Raw genomic sequence first — 18,747 nt, 5'->3', positions numbered from 1 at the left:
GGTCCAGCAGCAGCAGCCCGCCCCGCGGCGACAGCCGGTCCAGCAGCAGCAGCCCGCCCCGCGGCGACAGCCGGTCCCGAGGCGACAGCCGGTCCAGAGGCAGCACTCCGCCCCGCGTTGACGGGCCCTAGTGGTGAAGCAGGGCGTCCCGGTGAGACAGCGCGTCCGGACGGGACAATTCCTTGGTGGTTCATGCGTGGTTCCTGTTGCCATTGCGTCCGTCAGCCAAACCGAGCACTTCAAGCGCGAAACGGCGCACGTTCCTCCGTTGGCCAATCTCAAGGAGTCGGCCCTGCTCTACGGCCATGGGAGTGGCCTTGATGTCAGGGACCACGCCGCTCAACGGCAGGCCCACTGCTTCGGCAATCAATTCGCCGTCCAGGGAGGAAGCCGGTCCACCCCTGACCACAAGATCAACGTCAACAGGCGGCAACTCCCCGATGAGCCTGGCCGCGGCCACTGCCGCGCGCAGCTGCGGAGGCGTAACCAAGAGGATCCGGTCGCATTCCCAAGCGTGCGCCGCCACAGTGTCACGTCCGCGCCCGATGTCCACGATCACCAGTTCAAACCCTCGACGGGCAGCTTCGAGGACCGACGAAATGGCGCCATCGTACCGCGCTGGTCTCTCCCTTGAACCCGGCCAGGACAAGAACGAAAACCCTCCACAAACCGGCAGCGAATCTGCCAGTTGTCCAGGATCCAAACTCCCATGTGCTTCTGTGAAATCGGGCCACCGCAAGCCGGGGACGTCCTCGGCCGCCAAGCTGAGTTCGATGCCGCCACCCCACGGGTCTCCGTCTACCAACAGTGTTCGGATGTCGTACCGGGCTGCCACCTGTGCAAGCCAGATTGCGGATGTGGTGGCGCCAGCTCCACCGCAGCCGCCAGTCACTCCGAGCACTGTCCCTCCGGGCTCAGGAGCCTGCGAACGACTGAGGTATTCGGCCAGCCATGGTCCGGCATCCGGAAGAACGGCCACGCGCTCCGCACCTAGGGATGCAGCCGTCTGCCACAGCGCCTGGCCGTCGGTTTCCACACCCAAGAGGACTGCAGGGGCGGCGCGACGGGGTGGCACCTCGCGGATATCACTGCCTACAAGGACGATCTCGGCCTGCTGCCAGGCGGCCGAGATCGCAGCCGGTTCGGACTCAACGTGGAGCACGCCACCTATCGCAGCGACGATTTGCTCCACCATGTCTCGAATGTACGGTTGGCCCGACACAAGCAGGATGTACCCGCCGGCGTCGGTATGGGAGTCCGGTAACCAGCCGACGTCGTCCTCGCTACTGCTCCAATGCCGACCAGGGCTCGGGTCTCGGTCACCTCCGGACCCCAAAGACGGCAGTGTGGGCAGTGGTTGGTCCGATTCGCGCTTACTCATGGAACGCCTGCTCATGAAACCAGCCTCATCCCGCCGGAGCGAGGCGTACAGGCCGCATTGGGCGTATGTGGATAGCCGCGCGAAAACGGTCAGTGTCACCCCCGCGCAATAACCCGCTCAATAACCCGCGCAGACCCCACGCTGAGAAATGCCCACCCTCGCACGGCAAAATGGTCACTATGTATGTGTTCCTCGCCTCCCATCCGGATGGTGCGGCCATACAGAAAGCCGACGGCAAGGGGCACCCCCAAGGTGAGCCGCAAGTTGTCCACACGGGCGAGCTTGCCGACGTCGTACGTGGTTTCGAAAAGGTGCGGCCACGCTGGGTCTGGCACCGCACCCAGGACTGGTACCCTTCCCTGCTGGAAGCGGGCGTCGAAGTGGAGCGCTGCCATGACCTCTCCCTATGCGGCGCCATTCTTGCGCACTCGGCGTTCAGCGCGCACACTCTGTACGCCCAGAACGCTGACAAGCTGACCCAGGACGACGACACGGCTCCACAGGTTCGCAGCCTCGTCCCACACTCACCGAATCAGGGACTCCTCTTCGACGGCCCGCTGGCCGCCCCGGAAGGCCCGGGATTGGAACTGATTTCAACGGAATTTGCCGCCCAGCAGCGAGCCCTGGAAGAAGTGTCCACGGAAAACGGCAACAGGCACCGGCTCAGGCTCTTGCTCGCGGCGGAGTCGGCTAGCGCGATCATCGCTACGGAAATGCAGCACACGGGCGTCCCGTGGCGCTCAGCGCTCCACGAGCAGATCCTCGCCGAGAATCTTGGCCCGCGTCCCCTCCCGGGCCACCGACCTGCCAAACTGCAAGACCTGTGCGATGAGTTGCGGGGACTGCTGGGGACTCCGACACTCAACCCGGACTCTCCACAGGACCTGATTCGGGCACTGCATCGCAACGGGATCGAGGTCAAGAGCACCCGGCAGTGGGAATTGCAGGAATCCAGGCATCCCGCCATTGAACCCTTGTTGACATACAAAAAGCTTTCGCGCCTCCACACCGCCAACGGCTGGGCGTGGCTGGATGCCTGGGTCGATAACGGGCGGTTCCACCCGGAATACGTGGTAGGTGGCGTAGTGTCAGGGCGTTGGGCCTCCCGGGGTGGCGGCGCGCTGCAGATTCCGCGCCAGGTCCGCGGCGCTGTCCGTGCGGACCCTGGACACAAGCTCATCGTTGCCGATGCCTCGCAGCTGGAGCCAAGGGTGTTGGTGGCTTTAGCGCAGGACACCAGGATGGCCGAGGCCGCGAGGGGGAAGGACCTCTACGCCGGCATCGCGGCCCAGGGCTTCGGCGGCGATCGGGCGAAGGCGAAAATTGCCCTCCTCGGAGCCATCTATGGCGCCACCACGGGTGAATCCGGCAGGCTGATGCCCCAGCTCGCAAAAACCTACCCGCGGGCAGTCGGGTTCGTTGAACAGGCCGCCCGGGACGGCGAGGCCGGCAAAACCGTAACGTCACGTCTTGGGAGGAGCAGCCCGCCGCCTTCCGAGGGCTGGTTCCGCAGCCAGCGGTCGACGACGGCGGAAGAGCAGCGCCGCGCTGACGCCGTGGCCCGCTCGCGCGGACGTTTCACGCGGAACTTTGTAGTGCAGGGTTCCGCTGCGGACTGGGCGGCGTGCTGGCTTGCGGAATTACGACGTCGGCTGCGAGCCATGCGTGCGGAGGGTGCTTCTGGGGAATTGGTGTTTTTCCTTCACGACGAAGTGATGGTTCACGCACCAGAACACGCAGTGGAGCACTGCGTGCGCGCCATAGAGGATGCCGCCGCAGCTGCCAAAGAGTTGCTCTTCGGATCTATTCCGGTTGAGTTTCCGGTGAGCGTCGCGGTGGTCGATTCTTACGATCAGGCGAAGTAGCGGCAGCGTGCTCGACGGCGTACGCTCTAGGACGCCCGCTCGACTGCGCCCGCACAACTGCGCCCGCTCCACGACGCCCACTCGACGGCGCGTGCTCGACGCCGCCCGCATGACTGCGCTGCTCGGTACGTCCGGCCTCCCACCTTGTGCGCTTGAATCCCGCAAGACCCTGAAAATCCTGGAGTGGCGGTCACACAGAGTCGTTTTTCGGCACGGTCGTCCATCCGGGGTAACGTACCCCGCAGTAACTTGGGCCCCCTTGTCCATACCCGATATGGTCATCACCTGTGGTGGCTGAAGGTGATCGCCGACACAGTGCAATGACGCATATGAAGGGGGAACCGCGCCCATGGCCGGAAAGTTCGAAATTCTCAAAGACGGCGAAGACTCCTACCGCTTCCGGCTCACCGCCGATGATGGAACCGTCGTCGCCGTATCGCCCAGGTTCCAACATTTAAAGGCAGTTGTGGCCGGAATCAACGCTGTCCGCGAGAACGCAGCAACCGGCATCATCGTCGATCAGTCCCGGGCAGCTTAAACGCTGATCTCCCGCTGTCGCTTTTCGTCCCAGGCAACACTCCAGTCCAACTGCTGGAACAGCCCACTGAGGACCAGCCCCGTAAACCCCCAGACCACCAAGCCGTTGACCGAAAAGCCCGGACTTTCGAAGGTCCTGCCACCCCGACTGATAGTTGCGGTAAAGCGGTTTTCGGGGTCCAGCAGGTCGCGCACGGGGACCCTAAAGACCTGCGCCGATTCGGCGTAGTCCACCACCCGCACCGGCGACGGCGCAGCCCACCAGGCCAACACGGGCGTTACCACAAAGTTGCTGCGGGTGAGCCCCAGGTCCGGCATGCTTCCGAGCACCTGGACCCCGCTGGCATCGAGTCCGGTTTCCTCCACAGCTTCACGTAATGCCGCGGCCACAGGAGTCTGATCGCCAGGATCGATGCTGCCCCCGGGAAACGCGACCTGGCCGGGGTGATCATCCAGGGTGTGGGCACGTTCAAGGAGGAGCACGTCCAAGTCAGCGGGGGCCAGCGGCTTATCTGAATCCGCGGGCACGTTGTCCAGGACACCGAACAGCATCAACACGGCAGCGCGACGGGCTTTCGAGGGATCGACGGCATGCGCGGTAATGCGGGGATCGAGGTCCGGTACATCACCGGCAGCGGCCCTCCGAGCCAGCTTGGAAAGGTCCTCGTAAGCCGTCATGGGATCCTCCGCTGCGACTCCATGCGAATCTCGGCGGCCCGGTGGGTCTCGGCGAGGAGCTTCGCCAGGAGTTGCTCCTTGCCGGGGGCCAGTTCGTACTTCAGCAGCTTGGCCGCTTTCACCGGATCGGTCTCTCCTTCGCCATAACTGGGACACCAGTTCGCCACAGGACACGCCCCGCAGGCGGGCCTCCGGGAATGGCATACACGGCGCCCGTGGAACACCACACGGTGCGACAGCATGGTCCAGTCCTTCGGTTCAAACAGTTCCGCCACGTCGAACTCGATCTTCACCGGGTCCTCGGAGGCGGTCCACCCAAAGCGACGCGCAAGGCGGGCGAAGTGCGTGTCAACGGTGATGCCGGGCACACCGAATGCGTTGCCCAGCACCACGTTTGCTGTTTTCCGTCCCACGCCAGGAAGTTTCACCAGGTCTTCCAGCCTGCCAGGCACCACTCCGTCGAACTCGTCCACCAGCCGGGTGGACATCGCCAAAATGTTGCGGGCCTTGGCCCGGAAAAACCCGGTCGGTTGGATAATGGCCTCTAGCTCGGCAGGGTCAGCTTCGGCCATGCTCCGAGCATCCGGATACCGCCGGAACAGCACCTTGGTGACCTGGTTGACCAGGACATCCGTGGTCTGCGCGGACAGAATCGTGGCTACCAGAAGCTCGAAAGGATTGGTGAAATCCAGTTCCGCATGGGCATACGGATACTTCTCCGCCAGAACCTTGTTGATGCGCCTTGCCCGGCGTTTCAACGCAAGCGGAGACTCGGCCGACGCTGCCACTACCGCGGCCATTGCTAGCCGCGTTCTATGTGGCTAAGGTCGCGCAGGACGCCTACCCTGCCGTCGCTGTGCTGAACAAGGAACTCGTGGCCACGGTCCTCAAGCGCAAGCACCCAGCCACCGGGTTCGATCGTAAAGACCGGAGCACCCGAGTGCTCATCCACCGCCGTGCGCGGCTGGGCCACGGCAAACCAGAACGCTTCGTAATGCGGTCCGTGGTCCTCATCGACCCGGCTGGAAGGGTCCACCGTGGCGCCGATACGGGTCTGCGGCTCACGCGTCGAACTCTGCCCTCCGGACGGAACGACCGGCGAGGCTGTAGTCGGGGGAAGCGCATCGGCTGGCGACGAGCCCACTGAACCGGCGCTCGGGGCCGCGCTTGACGCCGAAGCGCCGCCTGAGGCGACCCCGGCGGAAGGTACGACGGCGGACGCCTGGGTCGCGTCGGCGTCGGGCCTTCCAGCCGGGCCGGAAGCAGCGCCGACGGTGGCAGCTTCAGGTGCGGCAGCCGCGCCAGCCCCGGTGCCAACGGCGCCGACACCAGCCGCACTGGCACCTGCCCCAGCGCCAGCTCCAGCCGCGCCAGCCCCGGTACCGACGGCGCCGGCACCGGCCGCACTGGCACCTGCTCCTGCCCCAGCTCCAGCCGCGCCAGCCCCGGCACCAGCCGCGCCAGCCCCAGTGCCTCCCAGCGCACCGCTGAGGGCACCACGCCATCCGCCGGACTTGGCAGTCTGCGCTTTGGCGGCTTGTTCCTTGGCCGGTTTGGGCGCCTTGGGCACGGCGGGCTTGCGGGTGGGCACAACCGCTTCACGGGCCACAACGTGGGCGGGAACCTCCACCCGGTCCTTGAAGTCAACGGAGAGATAGGGAATGTGCGGGCCCAGAACCGTTGATGCGAAAAGCCCCAAGGCCCCGATCAGACCGAGAAGCGCGCTTCCGCCAAAGCTGACGGCCGTCGTCAGGAAGTAGAGCGCGAAAGCGAACGACGCCACCACGGAGGCAAATTGGTCAATCGACAGGGAGCCAACGCGGATAATCGTGGTGGGCTGCAGCCTGCGGGCAACGAACATTGCCGACACCGTGATGGGCAGGAGAATCCCCAGCCCCAGGAAGAAAAGGTTGTTGACGCCCCAAAGATTGACACGGCCGCCAAACATCGGGAGCAATGACGCAATGAACAAAAGCAGGGTGGACCCGAAAACGGCCAGATCACGATAGGTAAAGGGGCCAACGATCGCCTGATAACTCCCGCTGGCCTGCTGGGAAGCAGGCCGTTGGGAAGCAGAAGGCTGCGAACCGGACAACTTGGGGTCAGAAGGCTGCAGACCGGACGGCTGCGAATCGGGCTTGGCCGAGGACTCGTCGGCACGTGGCGCCGATTGAGCCGACTGCATTTGTGCCTGCTCTCCAGTATGGGCTGAAGGAGCCGGCGACGCCGGCGATCCCGCGTCGTCGATCGGCCCCTGGCTTGGCTGGGTCATTCGTTTCTCCTTACTGCGTCGGCACCTTGGGCGGCGCCGGCCGGCGTCGACAGGCACGGCTCCTTGACAATTGGTCAAGGGCCAAGGCCGCCGACACCCGCTGGTGTGGATTCATTCTCAGCCTAGCCAACGCCATGTTCGGCCACTAGCTCGGAACCCTATGTGGAGGGGTTGTCCGCTCTTCGCTGAAACTTATGACTGCCACCATTCGGCGCGAAAAGGGCGCCACTTGGCGCCACAACCCAGCTGGACTGTGACGCCCGACACGTCATGCCTGTGCCAACGGCTAAGGTTGGATGTGGACAGTTCCTGGCGGACCGCCGGATGATCTTTTGCCGCAGCTCAAGAAGCTGCGGGAAGGGTCAGGCAACCGGCGTCCGCGCAGCAAAGATCGATGAATAATGAGGTTCACCATGTCTCAGGACACCACCGGATCAACGGCCACCGCTGCACCCACCACAGCCAACTCCCCCGCTGCAGCTGGCCAAGCGTCGCAGGGCGATGCGCTTGAGAATCTGCTTCATGAGGAGCGTAGTTTTCCGCCGTCAGAGGAGTTCGCAGCGAACGCGGTGGTCACCGCTGCCGATTATGTTGAGGCCGACGGTGACCGCCCCGCTTTTTGGGCGCGGCAGGCCCGTGAGCTGCTGAGCTGGAGCAAGGATTTTGATCAGGCGCTGGATTGGTCCAATCCTCCGTTTGCGAAGTGGTTTGTGGGCGGGGAAGTCAATGCGGCGTACAACGCGCTGGACCGGCACGTTGAGAACGGGATCGGCGACCGCGTTGCGATCTTCTTCGAGGGCGAGCCGGGCGACACCCGCAGCTACACCTACGCCGAGCTCGCCGAGGAAGTGCAGAAGGCCGCCAACGCCTTCGAGTCCCTGGGCGTGGCCAAGGGCGACCGCGTTGCCGTGTACCTGCCGATGATCCCCGAGGCGGTCATCACCATGCTGGCCTGCGCCCGGATCGGCGCCGTGCACTCGGTAGTGTTCGGTGGCTTCTCCGCCGACGCCCTGCGCTCACGTATCGACGACGCCGAAGCCAAGCTGGTGGTCACAGCCGATGGGACTTACCGCCGCGGCAAGCCCAGCTCGCTGAAGCCTGCGGTGGACGAAGCGCTGTCCAAGCCGGGCCACGGTGTGGAGCACGTCGTGGTGGTCAAGCGCAACGGCGAGCCGATCAACTGGGTTAAGGGCCGGGACCACTGGTGGAACGACACGGTGGAGGCCGCCCCGGCGCAGCACACCGCCGTCGGGCATGACAGCGAGCACCCGCTGTTCATCCTCTACACCTCCGGCACCACCGGCAAGCCCAAGGGCATCCTGCACACCACCGGTGGTTTCCTCACCCAGACCGCGTACACGCACAAGGCGGTCTTCGACCTGCACCCGGAAACGGACGTGTACTGGTGCACCGCCGACGTCGGCTGGGTCACCGGCCACTCCTACGTCGCCTACGCCCCGCTGATCAACGGCGCCACCCAGGTCATGTACGAGGGAACCCCGGACTCCCCGCACCAGGGCCGCTGGTGGGAAATCGTGGAGAAGTACAAGGTCTCCATCCTCTACACCGCCCCCACCGCGATCCGCACCTTCATGAAGTGGGGCAAGGACATCCCGGCCAAGTACGACCTGTCCTCCATCCGCGTCCTGGGCACCGTGGGCGAACCGATCAACCCCGAAGCCTGGATGTGGTACCGCGAGGTCATCGGCTCCAACGCCGGGAAGAACGGCGAGCAGAAGGACAACCCGGCCCCGATTGTGGACACCTGGTGGCAGACCGAAACCGGTGCGCAAATGATCGCCCCGCTGCCCGGCGTCACCGCCACCAAGCCCGGGTCCGCGCAGGTGCCGCTGCCCGGAATCGCCGTGGACGTCGTCGACGAACTCGGCGAGTCCGTCCCCAACGGGCACGGCGGCTTCCTGGTGATCCGCGAACCGTGGCCGTCCATGCTGCGCGGTATCTGGGGCGACCCGGAACGGTTCAAGGAAACCTACTGGTCCCGGTTCGAGAACATGTACTTCGCCGGTGACGGCGCCAAGAAGGACGACGACGGCGACATCTGGCTGCTCGGGCGCGTGGACGACGTCATGAACGTTTCCGGACACCGGCTCTCCACCACCGAAATCGAATCCGCGCTGGTGTCCCACCCGTCCGTCGCGGAGGCCGCCGTCGTGGGTGCCGCCGACGAAACCACCGGCCAGGCCGTCGTCGCGTTCGTCATCCTCCGCGGCGACGCCGCGAACAACGGCGACGCCACCGTGCAGGAACTGCGCAACCACGTCGGCAAGGAAATCGGCCCCATCGCCAAACCCAAGCACATCCTGGTAGTCCCCGAACTGCCCAAGACGCGCTCCGGCAAAATCATGCGCCGACTCCTCAAAGACGTCGCCGAAGGCCGCGAAGTGGGCGACGCCACCACCCTGTCCGACCCCACGATCATGCAGGAAATCGCCACCTCACTACGGAAGTAGCGCAACACCACACCCGCTGGCGTTTGGGCCCGCCGATGACATTCGACGGGCCCAAACGTCGTTAACCTGCTGCGATGGGCAATGATGGACACAGAGCGAGTCCATCAACGAAAGGTGCCCGATGCTGCAGGCTGCCCGCCATGCCGCAATTCTTGACGCCGTCCAGCGTGAGCGCGTGGTACGAATCTCCGATTTGGCTCAGGTCCTGGGCGTGTCGGCCATGACGGTGCGCCGTGACATCGAAGCGCTCGAAGAAAGCGGTCAGCTGGAACGGATCCATGGCGGCGCCAAGGTCCTGGGCGACACCCGGGCACACGAGCCGGGTTTCGAGCTGAAATCAACCCAGCTGACTACAGAGAAGCAAGCCATCGCACTCGCCGCGGCCAGCCTGGTGCGCGAAGGAATGGCGATCGGCCTGAGCGCAGGAACAACCACCTACGCCCTCGCCGAACTTCTAGTGCCCGGACCCCGAATCACCGTGGTCACAAATTCGATCCGGATTGCCGAGCTCTTCCATGCCGGGTCTTCCATGGGTGCTGGACGCATGGACTCCACTGTCATCCTGATCGGCGGGGAGCGCACTCCGTCGGATGCCTTGGTGGGGCCCATCGCCACCGGTGCACTCAAGCAGCTGCATTTGGACGTGCTGTTCCTTGGGGTGCACGGGATGGATGCCAAAGCCGGCTTCACGACCCCGAACATCCTGGAGGCGGAGACTGACCGGGCGTTCATGGACGCGGCGCGCAACGTCGTCGTCCTGGCCGACCACAGCAAGTGGGGGACGGTGGGCATCGCCTCCATCGCGGCGCTGGAGGCTGCAGATGAGGTCATCACCGACGCCCAACTGGGCGAAGACGCACGAAGGGTTCTGAGTGAGGGCGTAGGACGCCTGCGGATCGCTGGAGAGTAGGGGCGGATTGCCCGCGGATACCGGCCCAGGCGATTTGTTAGCTTTTGTTGCTTTAGTTGCGGAAATGTTCGTATTATGGTGAGGAAAGCCTCGCCTCAAGTTCTGGAGATGACGTGAAAATTCTTGTCACCGGCGGCACCGGCTACATCGGTTCGCACACCGTTCTGTCCCTGCAGGAAGCCGGCCACGACGTGGTTGTCGTCGACAACCTGGCGAACTCCAGCGAGGAGTCGCTGCGGCGCGTGGCGGAACTGAGCGGCAAGACGGCCGCGTTCCACCAAGTGGATTTGCTGGACGAGCAGGCTTTGGATGGGGTCTTCCGGGAGCACGCCATCGACGCGGTCATCCACTTCGCCGGACTCAAAGCCGTTGGCGAATCGGTCAAGGAACCGTTGAAGTACTACTACAACAACATCGTCGGCACGCTGAACCTTATCCGAGTCATGGACGGACATAACGTCCGCCGGATCGTCTTTAGCTCTTCAGCCACGGTGTACGGAGAGCACAACCCCATCCCCTACGTGGAGAAGATGGAGATCGGGGCCAACAACCCGTACGGCCGCACCAAGGAGCAGATCGAGGACATCCTGTCCGACCTTGGCTCGGCAGACGATCGCTGGCACATCGCTCTCCTACGCTACTTCAACCCTGTGGGCGCCCACCCGTCGGGCCGAATCGGCGAGGACCCGCAGGGCATCCCCAACAACCTGGTTCCGTTTATCGCGCAGGTGGCAGTGGGCCGCCGCGAAAAGCTCATGGTCTTCGGCGGCGACTATGACACGCCGGATGGCACGTGCCTCCGCGACTACATCCACGTCACCGACCTTGCCGATGGCCACGTTGCCGCCCTGAACCATGTTGCGGACAAGGCGGGTGTCTTCCGCTGGAACCTTGGCTCCGGCACCGGCTCCTCGGTGCTGGAGGTCCTGCATTCCTTCGAAAAGGCGGTTGGACGGGAGCTGCCCTACGAGATCACGGGCCGTCGAGCCGGAGACCTTCCCGCATTCTGGGCGGACGCCTCAGCTGCCCTCGCCGACCTTGGTTGGTCCACCACCAAAACTCTCGACGAGATGTGCCAGGACCACTGGCGCTGGCAGAAGAACAACCCGAATGGCTACACGGCCTAGTTGCAGCCGCAGGACTGCCGGATCTGCAACGTGGTTGCAAAGATCCGGTGCTGCGGAGCCTCGCCACGTTTTGCGGCGAGCAAGGCATCCACGGCGCAGTCGGCCATTTCCCGGACCGGCTGCGTCACTGTGGTCAGGGGCGGCCACGTGTATTCACCCTCAACAATGCCGTCGAAGGACACAATCGCCACATCTTCCGGTACGGACAGCCCCGCCTCGCGGATGGCCCGCAACAGGCCCACTGCCTGCAGGTCGGAACTGGCAAAAATAGCTTTGGGACGGTCAGCGGCCCCGAGCAGCCGCCTACCCGCTTCGTAACCTCCGGGGCGATCGAAGGGGCTTCTGACAATGATCCCTTCCCTCAGGCCAGCGTCTTTAAGCGCCTGGCGCCATCCGTGCTCGCGGCCATCCATCTCCTCGGAGGTGTTGATGCCGATGCAGGCGGCAATGTTCGTATGGCCGTGGCCGATCAGGTGCTCCGTGGCAAGCCGTGCCCCGGCAGCCAGATCGACTCCAACGCTATTGAACCCCGGGGCTTCCCTTCCCTGGTTTAGCAATACCGACGGGATATCCGCTAGTTCGAGGTCAGTGAGGTCAGGCTCGAAAAGCACGCTGGCCAGCAGCACGCCATCCACCTGACGCGACGCCAGGTTACGGACGTTCCTGCGTTCCTTGGCCAGATTGGCATCAGAGTTGGCAAGGACCAACGCAAAGCCCCGCTCGGCTGCGGCATCCTCTACGGCATGGGCCAATCGGGCGAAGAACGGGTTGCTGTTGTCAGGTATTACCAAGCCAAACGTCTCGCTTGATCCGAGTTTGAGAGCGCGCGCAGCTGCATTGGGCCGGTAACCCAGGACGCGGATGGCGTGTTGGACCCTTGCTTCCGTGGCTGGAGCCACTTTCTTGGGTCCGCCATTGACCACATAGCTCACGACGGCGGTGCTGACGCCCGCATAGCGGGCCACGTCCTTGCGCGTCACCGGTCCGCGTGTTGGATTGTCTGCCTGGGTGGTGGTCATAGTGATCAATGCTAACGATCCGCGCGCGGCACGAACTGCGAGGCCGGCATCCGGACGGTGGTGCCGCAGCCCATTCCGGAAGGGCAGGCAACGCCCGGCAGGCTGTTCAAGAACACCATTGTCAATCCCTTCAGCAGGCAGCTTAGTTTCCCAGAAATCCTTACATCGCAATCTACTCGAGTCAACAGTACCGCTTCTGTCAGACATCTGACCACGTTATTTCCATTGATTTTACTGAGCATGACGCCTTGCACGCACATTTCTACTCGTGTAGATTCGATGTCAGTTGTAACTCACATCACAGCGGAGGGATCAAGGATGACCACCACCACCGCCCGGGCCGTTCCGGTCCGCAAGGCGAGCCGTCGAGGAACAGGAGGGACTGTTTCCAACGGCTGGCGCCGAAACAAGGGAGACTTCAAGATCGCCCTTTTGTTCATTGCTCCGGCGATGATCGGCTTCATCGTTTTCTTCCTGGTTCCCACCATCCGGGGTATCTACCTGAGCTTCACGGAGTACAGCATCCTGGGTGATCCGGAATGGATCGGGGCGAAGAACTATGAGGCCATTGCCAAGGATCCGCTGTTCTGGAACGCCCTGTGGGTCACCGTGCAGTACGTGTTGATCAACATCGGACTCCAGACGGTCCTCGCGCTGGGCCTGGCGCTCCTGATGCAGCGTGTTGCCAAGTCCACGCTGATCCGGGGAAGCCTGCTGCTCCCCTACCTGATGGCCAACGTGATCGCCGCACTTTTGTGGTTCTGGTTGCTGGATTACCAGATCGGCATCGTGAACCACTTGATCGACGCGGTGGGACTGCCCAAGGTTGCCTTCTTCGGCAGTGAGCAGTGGGCCATCCCCACCCAGGCGCTGATCAACACCTGGCGCCACATGGGCTACACGGCGCTGCTCATCTTCGCGGGCCTGCAGGCAATTCCCGGCCATGTCTATGAGGTGGCCAACCTGGACGGCGCCAACCCGTGGCAGACATTCTGGCGGATCACCATGCCCCTGCTTCGCCCGGTCATCGTGCTGGTCCTCGTAGTGACCGTCATCGGTTCATTCCAGGTGTTCGACACGGTGGCGGTGACCACGCAGGGCGGTCCCGTCAACGCCAGCCGCGTGCTGCAGTACTACATCTACCAGCGCGCCTTCACCGAATCGGACTTCGGCTACGGCTCGGCACTGGCCGTCATCCTCTTCGTCATCCTCGCCCTGGTGGCCTTCATTCAGATGAAGTTCCTCCGCGGCAACGAGTCGGACCTGGACTAACGGACCAAGGAACTAGGGAAATACCATGACTACCACCACAGCTTCCACGTCCGCCCCTGCCGTTACAAGGCGCCGCAAGCCATTCACCTGGCGCACCGCCGGTGCCTGGGCGCTGGTGATCCTGGCCATCGCGGTCTCCGTCCTCCCGTTCTACTGGGTGCTGCGGACCTCGCTTTCCACCAACAGCGCACTGGCCGCCAACGCCACCAACATACTGCCGGCCGAGTTCAACGTCGGCTCCTACATGAGGGTGTTCGGCCTCCAGTCCGCTGAGCAGGCCATCGCGGAGGGCGGTTCAGGAGCACAGATCGACTTCTGGGCGTACCTGCGCAACTCCATCCTGTTCTCCTCCATCACAACAGCCGGTGCGGTCTTCTTCAGCGCGATGGCAGCCTACGCCTTCGCCCGCCTTCGCTGGCGGGGCAGGAACGTGGTGTTCAGCCTCTTCCTGGCCACCATGATGGTGCCGCCGATCTTCACGGCACTGCCCAATTTCCTCCTCATCAAGAACCTGGGCCTGCTGAACACCATGCTCGGCCTGGTCCTGCCCTACGTCTTCATGACGCCGTTCGCCATCTTCTTCCTGCGCCAGTTCTTCCTGAACATGTCCAGGGAAGTCGAAGAGGCCGCCATGCTGGACGGTGCCAAGCACCTGCGCATCTTCTTCCAGATCGTGCTTCCTAACGCGGCCGCCCCCATCGCAACACTGGCCCTGCTGACCTTCATCGGCCAGTGGAACGAATACTTCTGGCCCCTCCTGGTCGGCAACGACGAAGGCACCCGGGTCCTCACTGTGGGGTTGGGCGTCTTCAAATCACAATCACCCCAGGGCGCCCCCGACTGGTCCGGCCTCATGGCAGCCACCCTCATTTCCGCCCTGCCGGTCCTCATCCTGTTCATCGCCTTCGGCAAGAAGATCGTCAACTCCATCGGTTTCTCCGGAATCAAATAACCAACCCCGCTCCACCGAACACCACCCCAACCCATCAGGCCTGGCCTCTCCGCAGGCCCAGGAACCAACGTCCCTGAAAGGACCCCCATGAAGAAGAAAGCAGCCGGCGCCCTCGCCGCCGCGGCCGCCGCTGTCCTTGCCCTCTCTGCATGCAGCAACGCCAGCGGAGGCACCTCCAGCGAAGAGGCCAAGGGTGAAATCAACTACTGGCTCTGGGACGCCAACCAGCTTCCCGCGTACAAACAGTGCGCCGAAGACTTCCAGAAGGCCAACCCGAACATCACGGTGAAGATCACCCAGCGCGGCTGGGACGACTACTGGTCCACCCTGACCAACGGCTTCGTGGCAGGCACCGCCCCGGACGTGTTCACTGACCACCTGTCGAAGTACCCCGAATTCATCAAGAACAAGCAGCTGCTTTCCATCGATGACGCGGTGAAGAAGGACAACGTCGATCTCAACGTCTACAACAAGGGCCTGGCCGACCTCTGGGTCGGCGAGGACGGCAAACGCTACGGCCTGCCCAAGGACTGGGACACCATCGCCCTCTTCTACAACAAGAAGATGGCAGCCGACGCCGGAATCACCGAGGAGCAGATGAAGAACCTCACGTGGAACCCGCAGGACGGCGGCACCTACGAGAAGACCGTCGCCCACCTCACCGTGGACAAGAACGGCAAACGCGGCGACGAGGCAGGCTTCGACAAGAACAACGTGGCCGTCTACGGACTCGGCCTGGAGTCCGCCGGCTCCGGCCAGGGCCAGACCCAGTGGAGCTTCCTAACAGCCACAACCGGCTGGACCCACACGGACAAAAACCCTTGGGGCAAGCACTTCAACTACGACGACCCCAAGTTCCAAGACACCATCAAGTGGTGGGCAGGACTCTCCGAGAAGGGCTACATGCCCAAGCTTGAAACCACCGTGGGCGCAAGCGTGGCCGACAACTTCGCCGCAGGCAAGGCCGCCATCAACAGCAACGGATCCTGGATGATCGGCCAATACACCGGCTACAAGGGCGTCGAAGTCGGCATCGCACCGACCCCCACCGGCCCCAACGGCAAGCGCGCCTCCATGTTCAACGGCCTGGCCGATTCCATCTGGGCCGGCACCAAAAAGCCCGCCGCAGCCGCCAAGTGGGTCGAATACCTGGGCTCCGCCGCCTGCCAGGACGTCGTTGCATCCAAGGCCGTTGTCTTCCCCGCCATCTCCACCTCCTCCGAAAAGGCAGCCGCAGCCTTCAAGGCCAAGGGCGTTGACGTGACCGCCTTCACGCAGCACGTCGACAACGGCACCACCTTCCTGTTCCCGATCGCGGACAAGGCAGCCAAGGTGGACGGCATCATGAAGCCGGCCATGGACTCCGTGGTCTCCGGCAAGCAGCCCGCCAGCTCCCTGACGGCCGCCAACGAGCAGGTCAACAACCTCTTCAAGTAAGACACCGGTGTGCCGGGCCCTGTCCGGCACACCCACAAACCCCGCCTGCCGGCGGCACCCTGCGAACTCATAGCAGGCGCCGGCAGGCCTGCACCACCACGCAAACGACTGGAAAGAGAACTATCCACATGGACCCCCTGCACCTTCGCTCCGCCGGAACGAGCCTGGTGATCGCCTTCAACAGCGGAGAGGCCGAGGTCATCCATTGGGGCGCCGACCTGGGCCCCACCCTGCCGGACCTGGCCATTCTTGGCGACGCCATCCCACCTTCCGCTATCGACGCCAACGTCCCCACAGGTCTTCTTCCCCAAGGTTCTTCCGGTTGGCAGGGTCGCCCAGGACTGCGGGGCCACCGTATTGTGAACGGGGTCCCCGGACTGGACTTCTCGGTGAGGCTTCGCGTTATGGACGCCAGTTTCTCCGACGCCGGCCGCCTGGCATCCGCGGACGGCTCCGGCTCGGCGGTCATCACCCAGGCTGACCCCGACGCCGGTATCACCGTGACCTCCCGGCTTACCCTGCACCCGGGCGGCCTGCTGGAGCTGCGCCACACACTGAACAACGACGGCGACTCGCCTTTCCAGCTCGACGACCTGGCGACCGTCCTCCCGGTGGGGCGTGACGCCGTCGAACTTCTCGACCTCACTGGGCGCTGGGCCAGGGAGAGGCACCCGCAGCGGCGGGCCGTTACCCAGGGAACCTGGGTCCGCACAGGCAGGCATGGCCGCACCGGACACGACTCCTCCCTGCTGTTCGCCGCCGGCACACCTGGCTTCGGCAACCGCCGCGGCAAAGTGTGGGCGACGCACCTCGCGTGGAGCGGCAACCACGAGCAATTCGCCGATTCCCTGGCCGACGGACGCACCATGATTGGCGGCTCGGAACTGCTGGGCCCGGCCGAAGTAGTCCTGGAGCCCGGAGAGAGCTACACGACGCCAGCACTATTCGCCGCCTTCTCCGACCGCGGACTCGACGGCATCAGCGAGGCTTTCTATTCCTGGTTCCGCAGTCGCCCGCACCACGTTCTGCCGACAGCATCAACCGGCCTGCCCGCAGGAAAGCCCCGACCGGTAAACCTCAACACCTGGGAGGCCGTGTACTTCGACCACAACCTCGACACGCTCCTGGAACTGGCCGAGTCCGCCGCGGACCTGGGCGTGGAGCGCTTTGTGCTCGACGACGGTTGGTTCCGCGGACGCCGCGACGACAAGGCCGGGCTGGGCGACTGGTACGCGGACGAAAAAATCTGGCCCAACGGCCTCACTCCCCTCATCGACGCCGTGACATCGCGCGGCATGGAATTCGGCCTGTGGGTGGAGCCGGAAATGATCAACCTGGACTCCGACGTCGCCCGGGCCCACCCGGACTGGATCGTCAGCCCCTCCGCCGCATCCCACAAGGACGGCGGCCGCCTGCCGCTTGAATGGCGCAACCAGCACATCATCGACCTGGTCAACCCCGAGGCCTGGCAGTACATTTTCGACCGGATGAGTGCCCTGCTCAGCGAGAACAACATCAGCTACCTCAAATGGGACCAGAACCGCGACCTGCTGGAACACGGCCACAACGGCAAGGCATCCGTCCACGAGCAAACCCTTGCCGCGTACCGACTTTTCGACGCCCTCAAGGAAAAGCACCCCTCCGTGGAGATTGAATCCTGCTCCTCCGGCGGTGCGCGGGTGGACCTCGGCATCCTAGAGCGGACAGACCGGATCTGGGCCTCGGACTGCAACGACGCCCTGGAACGGCAGACAATCCAGCGCTGGACCGGACTGGTGGTCCCGCCTGAACTCATCGGCCAGCACATCGGCCCCACCACCTCGCACACCACGGCCCGCACCCACGACCTGTCCTTCCGGGCCATCACAGCGCTCTTTGGGCACTTCGGCATGGAGTGGGACATCCGGGAAGCGAAGGGCACCGAACGTGAGGAACTCAAGCGGTTCATCGGCCTGTACAAGAAGCACCGCGACCTCATCCACAGCGGCCGGATGGTCCGTGCCGACGTACCCGACGACTCACTCAATATCCATGGCGTGGTGGCGGACGGCACCGCCGGCTTCGGTGACGGTTCGACGGCGGCCTTGTTCGCCGTCGTCAGTACCCGCACTTCCTTCGCCGACCGGCCTGGGCGGATCGCCATCCCCGGACTCGACCCGGAACGCAACTACCGGGTGGACGCCATTTTCCCGGCGCCCGGAGACGCGGACTACACCCACACGTTCACGCAGGTCCAGCCGCCAGCATGGCTGGCATCCGGGGCTGAGGTGACAGGTAGCTTCTTGGCCGAGGTCGGGTTGCCCATGCCGATTCTGAACCCCGAGCATGCGCTGCTGCTTGAAGTAACCGTGGCGTAGCGTAGAAAGACCGTGCCCAGGGGGCTGCCCGACTAACGGCAGCCCCCTTTGGCGTGCCGGACCCCTTACCAGCGGTAATGCGCCAACGTACCCTGAGGTAAAAGGGTCCACTTCCCATAATCGGAGGCTCGCCATGGACACCGAATACGCCGAAGTCAGCGGCCATGATGTCACCACAATCACGTGCATCTGCGGAAACACCGTAGGCAGGGACGGACTGATCCCGGCCAACTCGCAAGGCATTCCCATTCATGGAGGTGAACTTCCGGCGCCAAAAGGACTTGCGGCATGGCCCGAAGACGGAGAACTCTTCACGCTGTGCCCGTCCTGCGGCCGCGTCTACCGTGATTCAGTCATCGAGGAAACGGGCACGGCACCAGTGGCATTCAGGGTAGACGTGGCCGGCGGGCCGATTGCCGAGGCCATCCGAATCCACTGGGACCTCAGCAACCAGTCGGGGACGTAAGGG

Annotated in this window: 15 protein-coding genes; 10 read left to right on the top strand and 5 right to left on the bottom strand. The window is 64.0% G+C overall.

Annotated elements, in window-relative coordinates; all coding sequences use genetic code 11:
• Nucleotides 1-190 precede the first annotated feature (190 nt).
• On the bottom strand, nt 191-1,195 hold the full coding sequence (gene ssd / locus LD110_RS21455; RefSeq protein WP_263855427.1) for a septum site-determining protein Ssd: 1,005 nt from the start codon (nt 1,193-1,195) through the stop codon (nt 191-193).
• A 365-nt stretch (nt 1,196-1,560) separates the two neighbouring features.
• Here ssd and LD110_RS21450 point away from each other — a divergent pair, with 365 nt between their 5' ends.
• Entirely contained in the window at nt 1,561-3,246 is a 1,686-nt protein-coding gene (locus tag LD110_RS21450; protein ID WP_225501965.1) for a bifunctional 3'-5' exonuclease/DNA polymerase, read from the top strand.
• A gap of 349 nt (nt 3,247-3,595) precedes the next feature.
• Nucleotides 3,596-3,784 carry a DUF1508 domain-containing protein gene (locus tag LD110_RS21445; protein WP_225501960.1) on the top strand — a complete coding sequence of 63 codons (189 nt, stop codon included), beginning with the start codon at nt 3,596-3,598 and terminating at the stop codon, nt 3,782-3,784.
• Here the strand turns inward: LD110_RS21445 and LD110_RS21440 are convergent.
• The 3 genes from LD110_RS21440 to LD110_RS21430 are packed head-to-tail and all read right to left on the bottom strand — an operon-like array spanning nt 3,781 to nt 6,733.
• Nucleotides 3,781-4,461: a CoA pyrophosphatase gene (locus LD110_RS21440; RefSeq protein ID WP_225501959.1), complete on the bottom strand. Its 681-nt coding sequence runs from the start codon at nt 4,459-4,461 to the stop codon at nt 3,781-3,783. The genes LD110_RS21445 and LD110_RS21440 overlap by 4 nt on opposite strands.
• Nucleotides 4,458-5,261 (bottom strand): endonuclease III, encoded by an 804-nt coding sequence (nth, locus tag LD110_RS21435; RefSeq protein WP_225501958.1) that lies wholly within the window; start codon nt 5,259-5,261, stop codon nt 4,458-4,460. The genes LD110_RS21440 and nth overlap by 4 nt, the downstream gene beginning before the upstream one ends.
• Nucleotides 5,262-5,263: 2 nt before the next feature.
• Nucleotides 5,264-6,733: a hypothetical protein gene (locus LD110_RS21430; RefSeq protein WP_225501957.1), complete on the bottom strand. Its 1,470-nt coding sequence runs from the start codon at nt 6,731-6,733 to the stop codon at nt 5,264-5,266.
• A 413-nt stretch (nt 6,734-7,146) separates the two neighbouring features.
• Here LD110_RS21430 and acs point away from each other — a divergent pair, with 413 nt between their 5' ends.
• The 3 genes from acs to galE all read left to right on the top strand — a co-directional run bounded on the left by acs (nt 7,147) and on the right by galE (nt 11,241).
• The gene (gene acs, locus LD110_RS21425; protein ID WP_225501956.1) at nt 7,147-9,204 is read left to right on the top strand and encodes an acetate--CoA ligase; all 2,058 of its coding nucleotides are present in this window, start codon (nt 7,147-7,149) and stop codon (nt 9,202-9,204) included.
• Between the two features lie 121 nt (nt 9,205-9,325).
• Nucleotides 9,326-10,114: a DeoR/GlpR family DNA-binding transcription regulator gene (locus LD110_RS21420; RefSeq protein WP_225501955.1), complete on the top strand. Its 789-nt coding sequence runs from the start codon at nt 9,326-9,328 to the stop codon at nt 10,112-10,114.
• A 113-nt stretch (nt 10,115-10,227) separates the two neighbouring features.
• Nucleotides 10,228-11,241: a UDP-glucose 4-epimerase GalE gene (gene galE / locus LD110_RS21415; RefSeq protein ID WP_225501954.1), complete on the top strand. Its 1,014-nt coding sequence runs from the start codon at nt 10,228-10,230 to the stop codon at nt 11,239-11,241.
• Here galE and LD110_RS21410 read toward each other — a convergent pair.
• A complete protein-coding gene (locus tag LD110_RS21410) occupies nt 11,238-12,260 on the bottom strand; it encodes a LacI family DNA-binding transcriptional regulator (protein ID WP_225501953.1) in 1,023 nt (340 codons plus the stop codon). The genes galE and LD110_RS21410 overlap by 4 nt on opposite strands.
• A 318-nt stretch (nt 12,261-12,578) precedes the next feature.
• Here LD110_RS21410 and LD110_RS21405 point away from each other — a divergent pair, with 318 nt between their 5' ends.
• From LD110_RS21405 to LD110_RS21385, 5 genes are all read left to right on the top strand, one after another.
• Nucleotides 12,579-13,532 (top strand): carbohydrate ABC transporter permease, encoded by a 954-nt coding sequence (locus LD110_RS21405; RefSeq protein WP_374200379.1) that lies wholly within the window; start codon nt 12,579-12,581, stop codon nt 13,530-13,532.
• 25 nt (nt 13,533-13,557) lie between these two features.
• The gene (locus tag LD110_RS21400; RefSeq protein ID WP_225501952.1) at nt 13,558-14,484 is read left to right on the top strand and encodes a carbohydrate ABC transporter permease; all 927 of its coding nucleotides are present in this window, start codon (nt 13,558-13,560) and stop codon (nt 14,482-14,484) included.
• A gap of 87 nt (nt 14,485-14,571) precedes the next feature.
• On the top strand, nt 14,572-15,921 hold the full coding sequence (locus tag LD110_RS21395; protein ID WP_225501951.1) for a sugar ABC transporter substrate-binding protein: 1,350 nt from the start codon (nt 14,572-14,574) through the stop codon (nt 15,919-15,921).
• A 128-nt stretch (nt 15,922-16,049) separates the two neighbouring features.
• Complete coding sequence (locus LD110_RS21390) at nt 16,050-18,278, top strand: alpha-galactosidase (RefSeq protein WP_225501950.1); 2,229 nt, start codon at nt 16,050-16,052, stop codon at nt 18,276-18,278.
• Between the two features lie 133 nt (nt 18,279-18,411).
• Nucleotides 18,412-18,744, top strand: coding sequence for a hypothetical protein (locus LD110_RS21385; RefSeq protein ID WP_225501949.1), 333 nt, complete (start codon nt 18,412-18,414; stop codon nt 18,742-18,744).
• Nucleotides 18,745-18,747: the final 3 nt, after the last annotated feature.

It is taken from the genome of Arthrobacter sp. M4 (genome assembly GCF_020251205.1).
In the GTDB taxonomy this organism is placed as follows: domain Bacteria; phylum Actinomycetota; class Actinomycetes; order Actinomycetales; family Micrococcaceae; genus Arthrobacter.
The sequence above is the reverse complement of the archived record's forward strand: the minus strand, read 5'-3'. Positions and strand labels throughout refer to the sequence as shown.

What these genes read in the sequence shown, in the direction of transcription:
- ssd (WP_263855427.1), bottom strand. Translation starts at nt 1,195, where the DNA reads ATGGTGGAGCAAATCGTCGCTGCGATAGGTGGCGTGCTCCACGTTGAG.
- LD110_RS21450 (WP_225501965.1), top strand. Translation starts at nt 1,561, where the DNA reads ATGTATGTGTTCCTCGCCTCCCATCCGGATGGTGCGGCCATACAGAAA.
- LD110_RS21445 (WP_225501960.1), top strand. Translation starts at nt 3,596, where the DNA reads ATGGCCGGAAAGTTCGAAATTCTCAAAGACGGCGAAGACTCCTACCGC.
- LD110_RS21440 (WP_225501959.1), bottom strand. Translation starts at nt 4,461, where the DNA reads ATGACGGCTTACGAGGACCTTTCCAAGCTGGCTCGGAGGGCCGCTGCC.
- nth (WP_225501958.1), bottom strand. Translation starts at nt 5,261, where the DNA reads ATGGCCGCGGTAGTGGCAGCGTCGGCCGAGTCTCCGCTTGCGTTGAAA.
- LD110_RS21430 (WP_225501957.1), bottom strand. Translation starts at nt 6,733, where the DNA reads ATGACCCAGCCAAGCCAGGGGCCGATCGACGACGCGGGATCGCCGGCG.
- acs (WP_225501956.1), top strand. Translation starts at nt 7,147, where the DNA reads ATGTCTCAGGACACCACCGGATCAACGGCCACCGCTGCACCCACCACA.
- LD110_RS21420 (WP_225501955.1), top strand. Translation starts at nt 9,326, where the DNA reads ATGCTGCAGGCTGCCCGCCATGCCGCAATTCTTGACGCCGTCCAGCGT.
- LD110_RS21410 (WP_225501953.1), bottom strand. Translation starts at nt 12,260, where the DNA reads ATGACCACCACCCAGGCAGACAATCCAACACGCGGACCGGTGACGCGC.
- LD110_RS21405 (WP_374200379.1), top strand. Translation starts at nt 12,579, where the DNA reads ATGACCACCACCACCGCCCGGGCCGTTCCGGTCCGCAAGGCGAGCCGT.
- LD110_RS21400 (WP_225501952.1), top strand. Translation starts at nt 13,558, where the DNA reads ATGACTACCACCACAGCTTCCACGTCCGCCCCTGCCGTTACAAGGCGC.
- LD110_RS21395 (WP_225501951.1), top strand. Translation starts at nt 14,572, where the DNA reads ATGAAGAAGAAAGCAGCCGGCGCCCTCGCCGCCGCGGCCGCCGCTGTC.
- LD110_RS21390 (WP_225501950.1), top strand. Translation starts at nt 16,050, where the DNA reads ATGGACCCCCTGCACCTTCGCTCCGCCGGAACGAGCCTGGTGATCGCC.
- LD110_RS21385 (WP_225501949.1), top strand. Translation starts at nt 18,412, where the DNA reads ATGGACACCGAATACGCCGAAGTCAGCGGCCATGATGTCACCACAATC.